This window comes from Siminovitchia fortis, from assembly GCF_007681465.1.
Lineage (GTDB): Bacteria > Bacillota > Bacilli > Bacillales > Bacillaceae_C > Siminovitchia > Siminovitchia fortis.
Map to the genome: position 1 here is coordinate 1 of NZ_VEKZ01000069.1, position 17711 is coordinate 17711.

Consider the following 17711-nt stretch of genomic DNA (forward strand, 5'->3'; position numbering starts at 1 on the left):
GCTGGAGCTAGACAACAAAAGGCTTTGTTCAAAATTTTAAAGCTAAAACATCTTATACTTTCTCAGTAAAAAACAGGGCACTGCTTTTTATCACAGTGCCCAGCCCCACAGCTATTTTTCATTTTTTCGTTCCAAAACTAGGGTGACAGGGCCATCATTGACGAGGTCGACTTCCATCATGGCGCCGAAAACGCCTGTCTCCACCTTTACTCCCCTGCTCCGGAGCAGTTCATTAAAGCGTTCATACATAGAATTCGCCATGTCAGGAGCTGCTGCATCGACAAAACTGGGGCGCCTTCCTTTATTGCAGTCGGCGTAAAGTGTAAATTGGGAGACTGACAGGATTTCACCATCCACATCTTTTAATGAACGGTTCATTTTCCCATCCGCATCTTCGAAAATACGGAGATTTATGATTTTATCGGCCAGCCATTCGGCTTCTTTTTCAGTATCATCATGAGTAATGCCAACTAATAGGACAAATCCTCTGCCGATGGATCCTGTCAACCTTCCTTCTGCTGTCACCTTCGCCTGCTTGCACCTTTGAAGCACGATTTTCACTTTCTTATGCTCCTTTAGTTCATGATTCGATGTACCGCATAGATGTCCGGAATCTGTTTGATTTTATCCACGACTTTATGAAGATGGCTGATGTTATGGATAGCGATGGTCACCATGATCGTAGCCATTTTATTCCGGTCTGTCCTGCCTGATACAGCTGTGATATTCGTTCTTGTACCGCTTACTGTCTGCAGCACTTCGTTCAGAAGTCCGTGGCGGTCGTAGCCCAATACTTCGATATCAACATTATACTCTTTCCGGGTATTCCCGCCCGGCACCCATTCAACATGGATAAGACGATTCTCCTGGTCGGAACTGGCAACGTTCGGGCAATCGCATCTATGGACAGAGACACCTCTCCCCTTAGTGATAAAACCGATAATTTCATCACCCGGAACCGGATTGCAGCAGCGCGAAAGCCGGATAAGCAAATTATCCGCTCCCTTGACTCTTACCCCTGCTTCGTGTCTCCCCGGACGCTGGGTTTGTTTTCCTTCTGATACAATGTCTTTGACAGCCTCTTCCTCATCGCGTTTCTTTCTCCATTTATCTGTCAGCCTGTTGGCGACCTGCTGTGCCGAAATGCCATTATAGCCGACAGCCGCATACATATCGTCTTCAGTCGGAAAATTGAATTTCTCCGCCGTTCTTTCAATATTTTCAGGAACAAGGATATCTTTGACGTCAAAACCAAGTTCTTTGATCTCTCTTTCAACCAAATCCCTGCCTTTGATAATATTCTCTTCTTTTCTCTGCCTTTTGAAAAATTGCTTTATTTTATTTTTGGCTTGGGAGGTCTGCGCCAGCTTGAGCCAGTCCTGGCTTGGCCCGTATGAATGTTTGGAAGTCATGATTTCTATAATATCGCCCGTACTCAGTTTATAGTCCAGCGTGACCATTTTCCCGTTGACCTTTGCTCCGATCGTCTTGTTGCCGATTTCCGAGTGGATGCGGTAGGCAAAATCAATCGGGACCGATCCGGCCGGAAGTTCGATGACGTCACCCTTCGGAGTGAATACAAACACCATATCAGAAAATAAATCGACTTTTAATGATTCCATGAATTCCTCGGCATTGGCCGATTCGTTTTGGAATTCTAATATTTCCCTGAACCAGGAAAGTTTCTTGTCGAACGAAGATTTCTGGTCAATTGTCTTTCCTTCTTTATAAGCCCAGTGGGCCGCAACCCCGTACTCGGCAATCCTGTGCATTTCTATCGTCCGGATCTGCACTTCCAGCGGTTCCCCTTTAGGCCCGATGACTGTTGTATGGAGTGACTGATACATATTCGGTTTGGGCATCGCAATATAATCTTTAAACCTTCCGGGCATCGGCTTCCAGCATGTATGGATGATACCAAGAACGGCATAGCAATCCTTGATGCTGTTTACGATGATCCTCACAGCAAGAAGATCATATATTTCGTTGAATTGTTTGTGCTGGAGTGTCATTTTCCGGTAGATGGAATAAATATGTTTGGGCCGGCCATACAGCTCAGCCTTAATGTCAACTTCCTCCAGCCGTTTCTTCACTTCGTCAATGACGTTGTCCAAGTACTGTTCCCTTTCGGCCCGCTTCCGTTTCATCAGATTGACAATCCGATAGTATTGCTGCGGGTTCATGTACCGAAGCGATGTATCTTCCAACTCCCATTTGATTTTCGAAATTCCGAGCCGGTGGGCAAGCGGAGCAAAAATTTCCAGCGTCTCATTGGCAATCCTTCTTTGTTTCTCGGGTGCGAGATGCTTTAGTGTCCGCATATTATGAAGACGGTCAGCAAGCTTGATCAAAATGACCCGGATATCTTTCGCCATGGCGACAAACATCTTTCTATGGTTTTCGGCCTGCTGCTCCTCATGCGATTTATATTTTATTTTTCCAAGTTTAGTGACGCCGTCAACAAGCATCGCCACTTCACCATTAAACTCCTCGGAAATCTGCTTGATGGTCACCTGTGTATCTTCCACTACATCATGAAGAAAGCCGGCAGCAACCGCAGCGGGATCCAATTGGAGGTCAGCGAGAATACCGGCCACCTGGACCGGATGGATAATATACGGTTCTCCGGATTTGCGAAACTGATCCTTATGAGCCTCACTGGCAAATTCATAAGCCCTTTTTACCAGTTCTACGTGTTCCTCATTTAAATATTCACTTACCTGTTCAAAGACATCTTCAGCTGTTAAAATGTTATCTTTTGCCACAAGGATCACCTTTTTTATTAAATAAAAATATGAAAAATGTCGAATAAAAAAAGAATATATAATTACTATTATCGTTTTTTATACGCTGATTGTAAAGAACGAGCTGTCATTTTCCATCATTTTTCTCAATTGTGGAGGGATAAAATAAAAAGCACTCATTTGAGAGTGCTTTTCAGTCATTAAAACTTCATCAGAGTAAAAAGATCATAATCCTCAAGGTTTTTCCTTCCGTTCAAATAGGAAAGCTCAATAAGGAAAGCGATACCTGCAACGATGCCGCCAAGCTTTTCGACAAGCTCGATTGTCGCTTCAATCGTTCCGCCGGTTGCCAATAAATCATCCGTAATCAATACCCGCTGGCCCTTTTTGATCGCATCCTTGTGAATGGTCAAGGCATCTTTTCCGTATTCTTTTCCGTAACTCGCCTTGATCGTTTCTCTTGGGAGCTTTCCCTCTTTCCTGACCGGTGCAAAGCCGACCCCGAGGGCATAGGCAACAGGGCAGCCGATGATGAATCCGCGTGCTTCGGGACCGACAACGAGATCGATTTCCTTTTCTTTCGCATATTCAACAATTTGATCCGTTGCATACCGGAAAGCCTCGCCATTATCCATCAGTGTCGTAATATCTTTAAATAAAATCCCTTTTTGGGGCCAATCCGGAACGATTGTAATATATTGTTTTAAGTCCATGCATCCACTTCCTCCTCATGATAACCAGAGTGTGCAACCCGCTTCTCAAACCATTGCCTCAATTCCTGATATGATGAATAGATCAGAGCATTTTCAAGTTCAATGTCCGCCTGCTTCTGTTGATAGGCAGGGGAATCCGACAAATCTTTCTTCATTTTCACCTGGTTAAGTACGATCATTCCATCTTTTATTGTAACAAATTCCAGCTCAAAAAACACTTTGGTCATAAACCGGACGGTTTCTTCTGACCAACCGCGATAGGTTTCAAGCTCTTTTCCGTACTTTCTTACATCAAAGGTCCGCCTTTTCGCAAGGAAAGCATAGTACCATTTAAAATGCTCCCTAGTCGGGATCGTTCTAAAAAATTGCCCCTGATCATGGGAAAAATGAGCATATATCCGATCTGGCGCCTTCCCTTCTATCAAATTCTCAAGAAGGCTTAGATTAGGAGGGATATCAAGAAACACAACACTTTTTCCATCAATGGCCAGTTCTTTGGCCGCTTCGTAATAAGAAATGAATTTAACTTGTGAGGCATCCAGCGAAAACTCATCCAACGTTTGCTGTCTAAAAACGATGAAATACACGTTCTTTTTCGGTAAAAGGGGAATCCAGCTATCAGGACGCCTTTTGCCGCGCATGTCAAACAGCTGCCAGTTGCTGATACTGGCATCTCTAATAAATATTTGCGGTTTCCTCATATTATTCCATTCATTGATGGCCAGTTCTCCGATGACTGACAGCTGTGCGTCAGGCGAGATACTGTCTGCAAGATATCCGAGATTAAAGCCGATTCCATCCAGCATGCCGCCGGCCTGCTTTAAAGTCAGCTTCAGGTGATTTTGATCAGTCCCGATTTTTCTAATATCCTGCGGGTCTGCGCCGCTGATCATAAACTTCGGTTTCGGATTGCCCACCCCGTATGGTGCAAGCATGTCCAGTTCTTTTATTGAGTCTACACCCACTTCAGACAATAGGGCCTCTGCATCAATATCCGTAAATGGAACCAAATCCTTCTCACTCAGCTGGTCTCTTGCCGCAACATTCAATCTGCTTCGAAGCTCTTCCACATCAGTAACAGAGAGAGTCATTCCCGCCGCCATCGGATGTCCGCCGAAATGCTCAAGCAAATCAGAGCAGGACAGCAAATTGGCAAACAAATCAAAGCCTTTGATGCTTCGTGCAGAGCCCTTGGCCTTTCCCGTCTCCTTGTCATAGCCCAAGACGATGGCCGGCCTGTAGAACTTTTCGGTAAGCCTTGAAGCCACAATGCCGATCACCCCTGGATTCCATCCTTCTTTTCCGATGACAAGCACGTGATTTTCGGAAGGGGGATAAAGTGTTTCCACCATTTCTACGGCTTCTTTTGTTATTTCCGCAACGATGTCTTTTCTCTCGTTGTTTAATTGTTCTATATCGCGGGCCAGCATTTCTGCCGTCCCATCATCTTTTGACAGCAAGAGTTCGGCGGCAGGGTCTGCAGAATACAGCCTGCCCGCCGCATTCAGGCGGGGGCCGATTGTGAAGCCGACGGTTTCTTCATTGGCTTCAGCAAGATTTACCCCGGCCTGCTTGCTCAATGCAACAAGTCCGGGGCGCTCTGAACGGCTGAGGACCCGTAGGCCTTTTTTGACAATGAGCCGGTTCTCCCCATGCAGGGGTACCAGGTCGGCAATCGTTCCGACAGCGACGAGGTCGAGCAGCTGTTCCGGCGCAGTCCCGTATAAGGCATGGGCAAGCTTGAAAGTGACACCGACTCCCGCAAGATCGGGAAACGGATAATGTGTGCCGCCATGCCTTGGATGTATGATGGCATATGCCGGCGGTATTTCAGGCCTGATCTCATGGTGATCCGTGATAATCAAATCCAATCCAAGCTGTTTTGCGACTTCTGCCTCATGGACAGATGCTATACCGGTATCAACGGTAATGATCAGCTTGACGCCATTATCGGCGGCCCGGCGAAAAGCTTTTTCATTCGGGCCATATCCTTCCGTAAAACGATTCGGTATGTAAAACTCGGCTGAAGCCCCCAATTCCCTTAATGCTGTCATTAAGACGGCGGTGCTCGTTACACCGTCGGCATCATAATCGCCGTATACAAGAATTTTCTCCTGTTCCTTGATTGCCTGACGGATCCGCTCAACCGCTTTTTTCATGTCTTGCAGCAAAAACGGATCATGAAAGTCTTCTTTTTCAATATGTAAAAATCGATAAGCTTCAGCAGGATCGCTAATCCCCCTGTTCACAAGCAATGTGGCTGTCAGCGGAGATATATCAAGTTCATCAGTTAGTATTTGAACCGCTTTCTCATCGGTTTTCCGAACGATCCAGCGGGTATTTGGCTGTAACATTTACTCACTCTCCCAGGCTTCCTATTATACAGAATGGGAGAAGTCCTTTCAATTCTCCATGAGGATGGAGCTGATTCCGCAACGTGCTGGACAGCCAATTATTCATTGTTTTTTACGTCGCCGGATCCGTTGTAATCTGGATTAATATGGACAAGAACATTGTGGACATCAGGCTCATCCATCAGCAATTCCTTTACTTTTTTACCTGCCCGGTGCCCTTCTGCCACTGTCATTTCCGGATCGACGGCGATTTTCAAGTCGATGATCACGTAATAACCATGCTGGCGGGCATAAAGTTCATCCACTCTCCTGACTTCTGGGACGGATAAAACGATATTTTTGTAACCGGCCGTTTTATCATCATCCAGCACATGGTCCAATGTATTATAGATGGATTCGGTTCCCAGTTTCCACGCCATCCGTATGACCATGACCGAGACGACCAAACCGGCGACAGGGTCGCCAAAAACAAGCCAGCCGATGTTCAGTTTTTTCCCTATGATGGACGCAGCGATTCCAATCAACGCGGCGATGGACGAATAGACATCGGAACGGTGTTCATAAGCATTGACGATCAGGGCTTCGCTATTGAGCTTTTTCCCCAGGCGGTATTTGTACCGGAATAATGCCTCCTTGACGATAATGGAAAATGCCACAGCATAAATCGCTATCGAACCGGGCGCTTCCAAAGGTTTGAAGAATGATTCGAAAGATGATTTTCCGATTTGTACGCCGGCAATAAACAGGATGACTGCAACGATAATGGCCGCTATGGATTCGGCTTTCCCATGCCCATAAGGATGCTCCTCGTCCGGAGGCTGCTTTGCAGCCCGCAGGCCCACCCACACAGCCAAAGAGCCGACAATGTCCGACGCGGAATGAACAGCATCCGCAAGCAAAGCTTTACTGTGCCCTTTCAAGCCAAAAATGCCCTTTATAAGAGTGAGCAATATATTGACGATAATGCCTGCCCATGCTGCAACCTCTGCTTGTTTAAAACGGTCCTTCTGTTCCATATAGACAGTCCCCTTTTTAAAAGCTGTATTACTTATACTGCCCTTTCCAAGCAAAAAAGCCGCAATCAGCGGCTTTTTTTGTTTAGCGTACTATAGAATGCCCTATACTTGGGGCTCGTCCGACCATTTCTTCTTTTCTTTCACCGTTTTGATGGGGCCTTTTTTCTTCAATTCTTTTACTTTCAAATCGTACCAAAGCTGTGCAGAAATGAAGATGGACGAATAAGTTCCCGCCAACAGCCCGACGAGCAAGGCGAGAGAGAAGCTCCGAATGGACTCACTGCCGAAGATCAACAGAGCAACAACAGTGACGATGACTGTCAACACCGTATTAATGGATCGCGTCAGGGTCTGGCGAAGCCCCTTGTTCACAATCTCTGCAATATCCTGCTCAGTTTTCAGGCGTTTTTTCGCTCTCATATTTTCGCGGATCCGGTCAAATGTGACAATCGTATCATTGATGGAGTACCCGACAATTGTCAAAACAGCAGCAATAAATGTCAGGTCCACCTCAAGCCGCGTCAGGCTGAAAAACGCAACAATGAAAAAGGCATCATGGACAAGACCAAGGATAGCCGAGAGACCCATCCTGGATTCAAATCGGAACGAAACATATATGACAATGCCCAACATTGCTATAGCAAGAGCATATAAAGCGTTTCTGGCAAGCTCTTTTCCTACTGTGGAAGACACAGTACTGACATTCGGATCCGTACCATATTTTTCTTCAAAATGGCTTTTCAGCTTTGCAATCTCATTTTTGGACATAACGCCTTTATAACGGGCAACGCCGATGTCCTGATCGTTTCCGGAAAGGACAATATCGTCAGTAGGCATTCCGATTGCCTCCAGTTCCGTTTTCACCTCTTCGGTTGTCAAAGGCTTGCCGGCATTGATTTCCACACGGGTTCCGCTTGAAAAGTCAATTCCGAGATTTAACTTGAACATGCCAAGGACGATAGCCCCCGCAATGAACAGGGAGATGGAAAAGATATAAAACTTCTTCCTGTTTTTCACGAAATCAAATCGGTCGAATGGCGTTTTCAGCTCATGTGCCGAAATATTTTCCGACAGGTCATGAACCTCGGATTTCTTCACCCCGAACCAGCCCGGCTTTTCTTTAAAGAAACGGCTGTTGATCCATAGTCCCAGAAGGAATCTCGACCCGTAAACGGCCGTGACAAAGCTCATCAGTATACTTAATATGAGCATCGTTGCAAACCCTTTGACAGAGCTTGTACCGAAGTAAAAAAGAACCGCTCCGGCCAATAAGGTAGTTATATTGGCGTCAAGAATGGCTACGAACGAAGACTTGTTTCCTGCCTGGAAAGCAGAGCGCAGCGACCGTCCAAGCCTGATCTCTTCCTTCAGCCTTTCATATGTCAGTATGTTGGCGTCAACCGCCATCCCAACCCCCAGAATCAGTGCAGCGATACCCGGTAACGTAAGCACTCCCTGCATCAGTGTAAATATGAGCAAAATCAAATAAATATAGACGGATAAGGTAATCGACGCAATGAATCCCGGGAAGCGGTAATAAAAGATCATGAACAAGAATATGATCGCTATCCCGATCATTCCGGCTGTTACGGTTTTATCCATCGCCTGCTCACCGAATTGGGCGCCCACTGACGTTGAATACACTTCTGTCAGCTTGACAGGGAGGGCACCGGCATTGAGCAGGTTGGCAAGGTTCTCTGCCTCCTCAGTTGTAAAATTCCCCTCAATCGAAACATCGGTTTGATTAAACACCTGATTGACATTTGGAGCGGAAAGCAATTTTTGGCTGCCGCTTGCGACCGCCTTTTCGTATGAGTCAACGCCTTCTTCAAAATCCATCCAAATGGCCAGTTGATTGTTCGGCTTCATGCTGAGAATCTTTTGGGTCACTTCTTTGAATTTCTTTTTATCCTTCAATTTGACGAGGACAATGGGCTGGTTCGTATCCGGGGAAAAGCTTTGTTTGGCAGCTCCTTCAACAAGGTCGGTCCCGTCCAGCATCACATTGTCATTGACATCCCTGAATGTGAGCGTCGCCTGTGTTCCAAGAATCTCCCTCGCCTGTGTCTGATCTTCGACTCCCGCGAGCTGGACCCTGATCCTGTTCGTGCCTTCAACCTGGATATTCGGTTCGCTTACACCAAGTACGTCAACCCTTCGACTGAGCGCATCCGTTGTATGTACCAAAGTGTCCCTTGTTATTTTTTGCCCTTCTTTTGCCGGTTTTACGTCATATAAAACTTCAAAACCGCCTTGGAGGTCAAGACCCAGCTTTATGTGGTTGATGATACTGTTTGTGGTCGAGCCCATGATTCCTGCGAGAAAAATTAATATGAGAAAAAAGGCCACGATCCTGCTTCTTTTTACCATTAAATATAAGTCCTCCTTGCGATTCATGCATCTTCTTATGTCTGTTTAGATTATGAAACAGATAAAATGGGGTGTCAATCTTCATCTGTTTTCAATAGTTGTTGAAGGTCGTCATTCCCGAGGCCCTCAAATGGATCTCCCTGGGAACGATACGCTTCCACAGTTGCAAAGTTCATAAAGTCACCGGCTTTCAATGAGAGGACATCGGAAACCAATTCGTGCACCCTTACCCCTTCCTTAGGCTTTCTCCATGTTTTTTCGGTTAAAAATCTCCATAAATCCTCGATGGAAATATCCTCATAGCCAAGTACCGCAAACTCCTCCGCCTTGCTCATTAAAGCAGGTTTGAGCCTATGGAAATAGTCTTCGTATTCATGATTCCGTTCCGCCATCCGGTTATCCACCCTTCCATTTTGCGCAAGACAAAGACTGAACTTGTCATGCTTTGTCCAACTCCATGCATATACATAATTGTAATCGAATTGAGCAAATTTGAGAAGGCAGGGAAATAGATGTCAAAGTTTTTAAAAGGAACAATGATATTGATGGCTGCTGGCCTCGTCACAAGGCTGCTTGGTTTCATAAACAGAATCGTCATTGCCCGGCTGATCGGGGAAGAAGGGGTAGGTTTGTACATGATGGCCTATCCGACTTTACTCCTTGTTGTGACCATTACACAACTCGGTCTGCCCGTAGCCATTTCCAAAGCAGTCGCTGAAGCGGACATAAAAGGGGATCAACGGAAAGTAAAAAAGATTCTCGTTGTTTCTTTGACTGTAACAGGAACGCTCTCGCTGATCTTTACCCCTGCGTTAATCATGCTGGGGCCGCTGCTTTCAAAAACACTCTTTACCGATCCCAGAACCTATTACCCGCTTACAGCTATTGCGCCGATCATACCGATCGTTGCCGTTTCCTCTGTCATCAGGGGCTATTTCCAGGGTAAGCAGAATATGAAGCCGTCTGCTGTATCCCAAATTTTGGAACAGGCAGTCCGCATCACGCTGATTGCAGTGCTTACAAAAGCCTTTCTTCCAATGGGGATCGAATATGCGGCGGCTGCAGCGATGGTTGCCACAGTTATAGGAGAGCTCGTTTCTCTTTTATACTTGTTTGCCATGTTTAAAGTAAAAAAAAGATTTCCGGTCAGAAGACATTTTTTAAATGCATTAAAAGGCGGAAAGGAAACGTTCAAAGAACTGATGCAAGTGGCACTGCCTACGACGGGCAGCAGGATGATCGGGTCTTTGTCCTGGTTTTTCGAGCCGATCATCGTATCTCAGAGCCTGCTGTTGGCAGGTGTTGCCGCCGGCATTGCCACAAAACAGTACGGACTTTTGACCGGATATGCCCTGCCTTTGCTGACCCTGCCTTCCTTTATTACGTTCTCTCTTGCAACATCGCTCGTTCCGGCCATAAGTGAGGCCAACGCAGTCCGCAACCATAGGCTGGTGGAATACAGGCTTCAGCAGGCGCTGCGCTTCGCCCTGCTTTCCGGCGGACTGTCAGTGATCGTTTTGTTCACATTTTCCGAGCCATTAATGAAACTCATATACGGATCGGAAAATGGCGCTTATTTTATCAGGCTAATGGCCCCATTTTTTATCTTTCATTACTATCAGGGACCGCTGCAGGCTATTTTGCAGGCCCTTGACCTGGCCAGGGCTGCCATGATCAACAGCCTGATCGGGAACGCCGTCAAGCTTGCCGTCATCTTTATGCTGGCATCCCAGCCGCACATCGGGATTACAGGGGCGGCGCTTGGAATTGCAGCGGGAACCTTGCTGATCACCGCACTGCACTATGCCACCGTTTTAAAGAAGGTCCAATTTACCGTATATATTTTTGATTATGTAAAATTTTTCGCTGCTGCCATACTGGCAGGCTGGAGCGGAAAAATAATATTCGACTCTCTCTTTTTTGATTCGAATTTTATAAAACTGGCCATAGGAATCATCATCACAACACTGATCTATTTAGCTTTGCTGTTTGGCTTTAAACTGGTGAATAAAAATGACATGACAAAAATCCCGGTCATCGGCAATATAATAAAATAAAGCCGGGGCCTCATCACTTTAAAGCATTAACACTTTAATTCGATGGGGGACTGTCCCCCATCACGTTAAAGTGGCAATGCATTAATGCGGCAGGATCCAGGCCCCTCGTCATTTCTTCTTTTCATCAATGTAATCAACAAAAAAGTTTCCGTCCTGAAAACTGCAAAAGGAAATATTCTCGATATCTTTATGCCCTCTTGTTTTTAGTTCCCGCCTAAGCCATTGCTCGCTTTTATTCGATTCTTTTAAACCCTCCTGCTGGATTTTTCCGTCTACGATAAGGGGAATGGTCACAGAACCGGCCTTCTTTTTGTTTCCTTTTTTAAACACAGATAATTCCCCTGACGTTTCCAGGATGGCAAACTCAACATCTGCGATATTGCTTATATCCTTCTGCCGCAGCTGCATGAGCAAATCGTCAAAATTATAACGGTGCTTTTTCATTTCTCTCTCATTAATATTTCCTCTTTCAATGAGGACTGTTGCTTTTCCATCAATGATATGCCTGAATTTACGGCTTTTTAATGAAAAAAAGGCCATTCCCACCTGAATGATAAGCAAAACTGACATAGGCACAATCGTATGCATGATCGGATCTTTATGCTGCTCAATTGCAACAACAGCCATTTCCCCGATCATGATGAAAACCACAAGGTCCAGAACGCTAAGCTCTCCAATTTCCCTTTTTCCCGCCAGGCGGAAAATAATAAGGATCACTCCGTACAGGAGTATTGTCCGCAAGATTATAATCAGATAATCGTTCACCTTTGTTTCCTCCTGTCCTCAAACTCATGACTTAGTATAGACAACAAATTGATAAACATGAGGAAAAAGGCTTCTAATAACTGAATTTGTGAATATGTTTGTAGAAGGACAGGCGTATTTTGCCCAAATGATTCAAGGAAAGGAGTGAAAGATGATCGAGGCGAAGAATTTCGGAGTATCGGTTTTATATGGGGTAATCACGATATTTTTGCTCGCTGCCATTACGAGTTTCATTTTTTCATTCATACTGTCTTTCACAAATACCCAGGAAAAATCCATCAGCTTACTCATTACGATCATCTCCTTTTTCAGTGTATTTGCCGGAGGATTCATCTGCGGCGGCAAAGGCAAGCAAAAAGGATGGGTACTGGGCGGAGCAACGGGCCTTTTATACAGCTTGATCATTCTCTTATATCAATATTTGGGCCACGGTTCCCTTTTCACATTGGAACAGCTTGTTTACTACATTTGCTATACATTGACCGCCATGATGGGAGGTGTTCTTGGGGTAAACATCGCAGGCGGTCCACCGCAGCATCACTCATAAAAATAAAAAAGAAGCGTCACATTGTCACGCTTCTTTTTTGCATTGATCTTTCCTAAGATTGCACTACTTCGCGAATCGCATTTCGATCATATGTAAGTCTGCTGCCATCACCGCAAAGAATGACTACTTTCCCTTCATCAATTGCGTCGATCGTCCCATGGAGACCTCCGATAGTAATCACCTTGTCCCCTTTTTGCAAATTGTTCTGCATCGTTTGGACAGCCTTTTGCCGTTTTTGGTTCGGCCTGATTAACAAAAAGTAAAATAGAACGAACATCAATATAAACGGTGTTAGATTAGCAAGTGTCTGCAAGCTCCTTCCCCCTTTCTTAGATGATGTATTATTAGAAATTTTTTGCGTCAGGACGATTAAATCCATAGCGCTCAAAAAATTCTTCCCTGAAGTCACCGAGACGATCTTCTTTAATCGCATCTCTGACTTGCTTCATCAATTTTAACAGAAAATATAAATTATGGTAAGTCGTAAGCCTAATTCCGAATGTTTCGTTGCATTTAATTAAATGGCGGACATAGGCACGTGAATAATTCCGGCAGGCGTAACAATCGCAATCTTCATCCAATGGCCCAAAATCTCTCGCATAGGCCGCATTTTTCACAACCAGGCGCCCTTGGCTTGTCATCAGAGTGCCATTTCTTGCAATGCGCGTCGGAAGGACACAGTCAAACATGTCCACCCCTCTTATCGCGCCGTCAACAAGAGAATCCGGTGAACCCACTCCCATCAAATAACGAGGTTTGTCGGACGGTAAAAGCGGGGTTGTAAATTCAAGCATGCGGTTCATTACATCTTTCGGTTCACCCACAGACAAGCCGCCAATCGCATAGCCGGGAAAGTCAAGGGAAACAAGATCTTTTGCACTCTGCTTGCGCAAATCTTCATATTCACCGCCCTGCACAATCCCGAAAAGCCCCTGGTCTTTCGGGCGCTTGTGGGCATTTAGGCATCTTTCAGCCCAGCGCGATGTCCGTTCCACCGAGTTTTTCATATATTCGTGAGAAGCCGGGTATGGCGGACATTCATCAAACGCCATCATAATATCGGACCCTAATGAATTTTGGATGGACATCGCCTTTTCGGGTGATAGAAATAATTTATCCCCATTCAGGTGGTTCCGGAAATGGACCCCTTCTTCTTCGATCTGCCTGAATTCGCTTAGGCTGAATACCTGGAAACCGCCTGAATCGGTTAAAATTCCTTGATCCCAGTTCATAAACTTGTGAAGCCCTCCGGCCTCTTCAACAATATCCTCTCCAGGCCGCAGCCATAAATGATATGTATTGCTGAGAATGATGCCCGCGCCCATTTCTTTCAATTCTTCTGGGCTCATCGTTTTGACAGTTGCCAGCGTTCCTACCGGCATAAACATGGGCGTCTCATATGATCCATGCGGAGTATGGACCATTCCCAGCCTGGCACCTGTCTGTTTGCAAGTTTTGATCAATTCATATGTAATGGCAGGCAATGAGCACCCCCCTTTCCTGTATCAGATTAAATAATCAGCATTGCATCTCCAAAGCTGAAAAACCTGTATTTCTCTTGAACAGCCGTTTCGTATGCATGGAGAATATGTTCACGTCCGGCCAATGCACTGACAAGCATGATCAATGTGGACATTGGCAGATGAAAATTCGTCACCAGCCCGTCAACGGCCTGGAATGTGTAACCCGGGTAAATGAAAATGTCAGTCCAGCCGCTTCCGGCTATAAATAAACCGTCATTTGCCCCAGCGATCGTTTCAAGTGTCCTCGTAGAAGTGGTTCCTACTGAAATGATTCTGCCTCCATCCTTTTTCACCTTGTTCAGAAGGTCTGCCGTCTCCTCTGACATGCGGTAAAACTCAGCATGCATATCATGATCTTCAACACTATCCACACTAACGGGCCTGAATGTTCCAAGTCCCACATGAAGGGTAATGAAGGTCACATGGACACCTTTTTCTTTTATATTTTCAAGCAATTCATTTGTAAAATGGAGGCCTGCCGTCGGAGCGGCGGCTGATCCCCTTTCACGCGCATATACCGTCTGGTATCTGTCCTGGTCTTCCAACTGTTCCTTTATGTAAGGAGGGAGGGGCATCTTCCCGAGAGCATCCAAAATTTCATAAAAGATACCTTCATATTGAAACTCGAACAGCCTGCCACCGTGCTCCTCCGTTCCCGTGCAGACCGCTTTCAGTTGGCCGTCACCAAAAGAAATGACAGTTCCGGTTTTTACGCGCTTTGCAGGCTTAACGAGCGTCTCCCAGCAATCTCCGTGCACTTGCTTAAGCAAAAGCACTTCAACTTTTGCCCCAGTGTCCGTTTTTATCCCGAACAGACGGGCAGGCAGAACCTTTGTATCATTTAAAACAAGGCAGTCGCCGGGATTCAAATAATCGATCAGTTTGCTGAACGTTTCATGTTTTATTTCACCTGTAAGCTTATTCAAAACCATCAACCTGCTTGAAGACCGGTTTTTCAGCGGTGTTTGCGCAATCAGCTCCTCAGGTAGGTCGAAATCAAACATATCTACTTTCAAAATTCATTTAAGCCTCCCAACTAGAAAAAAGATTGCCGATAAAATGACGCTTATAATGATGGATGTCATGACAGGGAAAAAGAAAGTGGCATTTCCTTTTTTGATAACAATATCGCCGGGAAGCCTTCCGAGCTTAAGAAAATGGATCAGAAACCCGGCGATGAAAATCACAGCACCGGCAACCATTAAAAGCTTCGCCATCCCGTTCAACGGTGCGGCACCTCCAATTTGAAATGTTCATATACTTGCTGCGTCACCATCCGCCCCCTCGGAGTCCGCTGCAGGAAACCGATTTGGAGGAGATAAGGTTCATACACATCTTCAATCGTAGTTGATTCCTCCCCGATGCTTGCCGCGATTGTACCGATACCGACTGGACCGCCCCTGAACTTCTCAATGATTCCCCGCAGCAGCTTATGATCAATATGATCAAGCCCAAGCTTGTCAACCTGCAGCAATTCAAGGGCTTCATCAGCCAACGGAAGTGTAATGACGCCATCCCCTCGAACCTGCGCAAAGTCACGGACCCTTCTGAGAAGCCGGTTGGCAATTCTGGGTGTTCCCCTGGAACGCCTGGCAATTTCAACTGCTCCGTCCCATTCAATTTCCGTTTCGAGTATGTCGGAAGTCCTGACGACAATATCAGTCAGCTGGCTTTCATTATAATATTCCAAGCGGCAGAGCACTCCAAAACGATCGCGCAAAGGGGCGGAAACAGCTCCGGCGCGTGTCGTGGCGCCGACAAGCGTAAACGGAGGCAAATCCAATCTGACAGACCGGGCCTCCGGTCCTTTTCCAATGACAATATCGAGGCAATAATCTTCCATTGCGGGGTACAAAACCTCTTCTATCGCACGCGGCAAACGGTGAATCTCATCTATAAACAATACTTCTCCAGGTTCAAGAGAAGTAAGGATGGCCGCAAGATCCCCCGGCCGCTCTATGGCCGGACCTGACGTTGTCCTTACGTTCACACCCATTTCGTTGGCAATCACGACAGCCAGCGTTGTTTTTCCAAGACCTGGCGGACCATACAGCAAAACATGGTCAAGAGCTTCCTTTCTCATTTTCGCCGCTTCAATAAAAATGGACAAATTATCCTTCACTTTGTCTTGGCCGATATACTGGGAAAGCGACTGCGGACGGAGACTTTGTTCAAAAGACACATCATTCATAGACGCTTCTCCGGAAAGCACCCTTTCCTCCATCCATGATCACTCCTTCCATGTTATTGTTTCATAAGCAATTGAAGCGCGCTTTTTATAAACTGGTCTGTCGTCAGATTCTCTTTTGCAAGTTTTGGGCGGACCTTTTTCAACTCCCGCTCGGAGTACCCCAATGCTGCAAGAGCAAGCATCGCTTCATCCAGTTCAACCGAACCATCAGATGCTTCTCCTGCTGTTTCATAATCGATATCCGCCGCGGCTTCCGTCATTCCTTCCGGCAGCACATCGTGCAGTTTTCCTTTCAAATCCAGGATCATTTGTCTGGCCGTTTTCTTGCCGACTCCAGGAAATTTGGTCAAAAACTTTTCATCTTCCATTTCAATTGCATGGATGACTTGTTCAGGCTCCCCGAACGCCAGGATGGCCAGAGCGCCTTTAGGGCCGATTCCCGAAACACTGATCAGCTTCTTGAACATTTCCCTTTCAGTATTGGTTCCAAAGCCATAAAGTGCAAGGATGTCCTCCCGAACATGCTGGTATGTATAGATGACGGCCTCCGTGCCTTTTTTGGCTGAAAAAACGAAAGGATTCGGCGTTAAAATCTGATAGCCGATTCCGTTATTCTCTATCACAATATATTCGGGGCCGATATGCTCTACAGTCCCTTTGATGTATTCGTACAATGGTTTCTCTCCTCTTTCATACTAACCATCATTGTATCATATAATTCATTCACTATTACACAAAAAACAACATATGTTCTAGCCGGCAAGGATATAAAGCAAAAGTTTATTGTTATTTCAACAGGGTAAACACAATGCAACACTTCTTTTCCCATTATGAATAAAGGAGGGCTTCACAATGAAGAAAAATGTTGTCGGAATTTTCGCCACAAGTTTTGAAGCCATAAAGGCCATTGATTCCCTAAGAGACGACGGAATAGATAACGACCATATCTTTGTGGTTGCCGATGATGAATTGAAGTCCAATACAATTGAAGAAAAGACCGGTGTCCCTGTAAAAGATAACATTCAACATACAGCAGGACAGGACAACCTTTGGGAAGAACTTAAATCATTTTTCAATAATGAAGATGCGGAAACCAAGAAATACTCAGATCAGCTTTTGGATCTTGGGATGACGGAAGCGGATGTTGACAGGTATGCGAATGAAGTGGAAAATGGACATATTTTAGTGCTGGTGGACAGTGATGCCGATCAAGGCAGAACTGGTTTACTCTCAACTGAAAACATGCCTCTGAACAATACAGTTGATGTAAAAGTTCACGGTGAAAAAGTGGACAACTTTACAACAGGAGATAGGTTTGACAGGGATGAACATGGTCCGCAAGCAAGAATAGGGGTAGCGTCAGGAAAATGCGGATTTACAACGTTAAGGAAATCAAAATATAAAAAGTCTAATTTCTCGGTGTTATAAGTG

General features: G+C 45.6%; 17 protein-coding genes. 3 read left to right on the forward strand and 14 right to left on the reverse strand.

Annotation, left to right across the window (positions count from 1 at the left end; all coding sequences use genetic code 11):
• Positions 1-111 precede the first annotated feature (111 nt).
• The 7 genes from dtd to FS666_RS16925 all read right to left on the reverse strand — a co-directional run bounded on the left by dtd (position 112) and on the right by FS666_RS16925 (position 9589).
• The gene (gene dtd / locus FS666_RS16895; RefSeq protein ID WP_144463288.1) at positions 112-561 is read right to left on the reverse strand and encodes a D-aminoacyl-tRNA deacylase; all 450 of its coding nucleotides are present in this window, start codon (positions 559-561) and stop codon (positions 112-114) included.
• Between the two features lie 14 nt (positions 562-575).
• Positions 576-2765 carry a RelA/SpoT family protein gene (locus FS666_RS16900; RefSeq protein WP_144463286.1) on the reverse strand — a complete coding sequence of 730 codons (2190 nt, stop codon included), beginning with the start codon at positions 2763-2765 and terminating at the stop codon, positions 576-578.
• Positions 2766-2944: 179 nt separating this feature from the next.
• On the reverse strand, positions 2945-3457 hold the full coding sequence (locus FS666_RS16905) for an adenine phosphoribosyltransferase (RefSeq protein ID WP_144463284.1): 513 nt from the start codon (positions 3455-3457) through the stop codon (positions 2945-2947).
• Positions 3448-5811 carry a single-stranded-DNA-specific exonuclease RecJ gene (gene recJ / locus FS666_RS16910; protein WP_144463282.1) on the reverse strand — a complete coding sequence of 788 codons (2364 nt, stop codon included), beginning with the start codon at positions 5809-5811 and terminating at the stop codon, positions 3448-3450. Before recJ ends, FS666_RS16905 begins: the two co-directional genes overlap by 10 nt.
• 98 nt (positions 5812-5909) lie before the next feature.
• Complete coding sequence (locus FS666_RS16915) at positions 5910-6827, reverse strand: cation diffusion facilitator family transporter (RefSeq protein ID WP_144463281.1); 918 nt, start codon at positions 6825-6827, stop codon at positions 5910-5912.
• Between the two features lie 102 nt (positions 6828-6929).
• The gene (gene secDF, locus FS666_RS16920) at positions 6930-9197 is read right to left on the reverse strand and encodes a protein translocase subunit SecDF (RefSeq protein WP_144463279.1); all 2268 of its coding nucleotides are present in this window, start codon (positions 9195-9197) and stop codon (positions 6930-6932) included.
• A 74-nt stretch (positions 9198-9271) separates the two neighbouring features.
• Complete coding sequence (locus tag FS666_RS16925) at positions 9272-9589, reverse strand: post-transcriptional regulator (protein ID WP_144463277.1); 318 nt, start codon at positions 9587-9589, stop codon at positions 9272-9274.
• A 120-nt stretch (positions 9590-9709) separates the two neighbouring features.
• Here FS666_RS16925 and spoVB point away from each other — a divergent pair, with 120 nt between their 5' ends.
• Positions 9710-11254 (forward strand): stage V sporulation protein B, encoded by a 1545-nt coding sequence (gene spoVB, locus FS666_RS16930; protein ID WP_120068806.1) that lies wholly within the window; start codon positions 9710-9712, stop codon positions 11252-11254.
• A 108-nt stretch (positions 11255-11362) separates the two neighbouring features.
• Here spoVB and FS666_RS16935 read toward each other — a convergent pair whose 3' ends face one another.
• The gene (locus FS666_RS16935) at positions 11363-12019 is read right to left on the reverse strand and encodes a DUF421 domain-containing protein (protein ID WP_120068809.1); all 657 of its coding nucleotides are present in this window, start codon (positions 12017-12019) and stop codon (positions 11363-11365) included.
• 151 nt (positions 12020-12170) lie between these two features.
• On the opposite strand from FS666_RS16935, the gene FS666_RS16940 reads away from it, so the two are divergent.
• Positions 12171-12566: a TIGR04086 family membrane protein gene (locus FS666_RS16940; RefSeq protein ID WP_120068812.1), complete on the forward strand. Its 396-nt coding sequence runs from the start codon at positions 12171-12173 to the stop codon at positions 12564-12566.
• Positions 12567-12618: 52 nt separating this feature from the next.
• Here the strand turns inward: FS666_RS16940 and yajC are convergent, their stop codons facing one another.
• The 6 genes from yajC to ruvA are packed head-to-tail and all read right to left on the reverse strand — an operon-like array spanning position 12619 to position 16954.
• Entirely contained in the window at positions 12619-12879 is a 261-nt protein-coding gene (gene yajC / locus FS666_RS16945; RefSeq protein WP_120068814.1) for a preprotein translocase subunit YajC, read from the reverse strand.
• A 31-nt stretch (positions 12880-12910) separates the two neighbouring features.
• Positions 12911-14050 (reverse strand): tRNA guanosine(34) transglycosylase Tgt, encoded by a 1140-nt coding sequence (gene tgt, locus FS666_RS16950; protein ID WP_120068817.1) that lies wholly within the window; start codon positions 14048-14050, stop codon positions 12911-12913.
• Between the two features lie 26 nt (positions 14051-14076).
• A complete protein-coding gene (gene queA, locus FS666_RS16955) occupies positions 14077-15105 on the reverse strand; it encodes a tRNA preQ1(34) S-adenosylmethionine ribosyltransferase-isomerase QueA (RefSeq protein ID WP_120068820.1) in 1029 nt (342 codons plus the stop codon).
• Between the two features lie 3 nt (positions 15106-15108).
• Positions 15109-15315 carry a DUF2905 domain-containing protein gene (locus tag FS666_RS16960; protein ID WP_120068823.1) on the reverse strand — a complete coding sequence of 69 codons (207 nt, stop codon included), beginning with the start codon at positions 15313-15315 and terminating at the stop codon, positions 15109-15111.
• Positions 15312-16313 carry a Holliday junction branch migration DNA helicase RuvB gene (gene ruvB, locus FS666_RS16965; RefSeq protein WP_120068826.1) on the reverse strand — a complete coding sequence of 334 codons (1002 nt, stop codon included), beginning with the start codon at positions 16311-16313 and terminating at the stop codon, positions 15312-15314. The genes FS666_RS16960 and ruvB overlap by 4 nt, the downstream gene beginning before the upstream one ends.
• A gap of 20 nt (positions 16314-16333) precedes the next feature.
• Positions 16334-16954 (reverse strand): Holliday junction branch migration protein RuvA, encoded by a 621-nt coding sequence (gene ruvA, locus FS666_RS16970; protein ID WP_144463275.1) that lies wholly within the window; start codon positions 16952-16954, stop codon positions 16334-16336.
• A gap of 178 nt (positions 16955-17132) precedes the next feature.
• On the opposite strand from ruvA, the gene FS666_RS16975 reads away from it, so the two are divergent.
• Positions 17133-17708, forward strand: a complete 576-nt coding sequence (locus FS666_RS16975) for a YflT domain-containing protein (RefSeq protein WP_144463306.1) — start codon at positions 17133-17135, stop codon at positions 17706-17708.
• Positions 17709-17711: the final 3 nt, after the last annotated feature.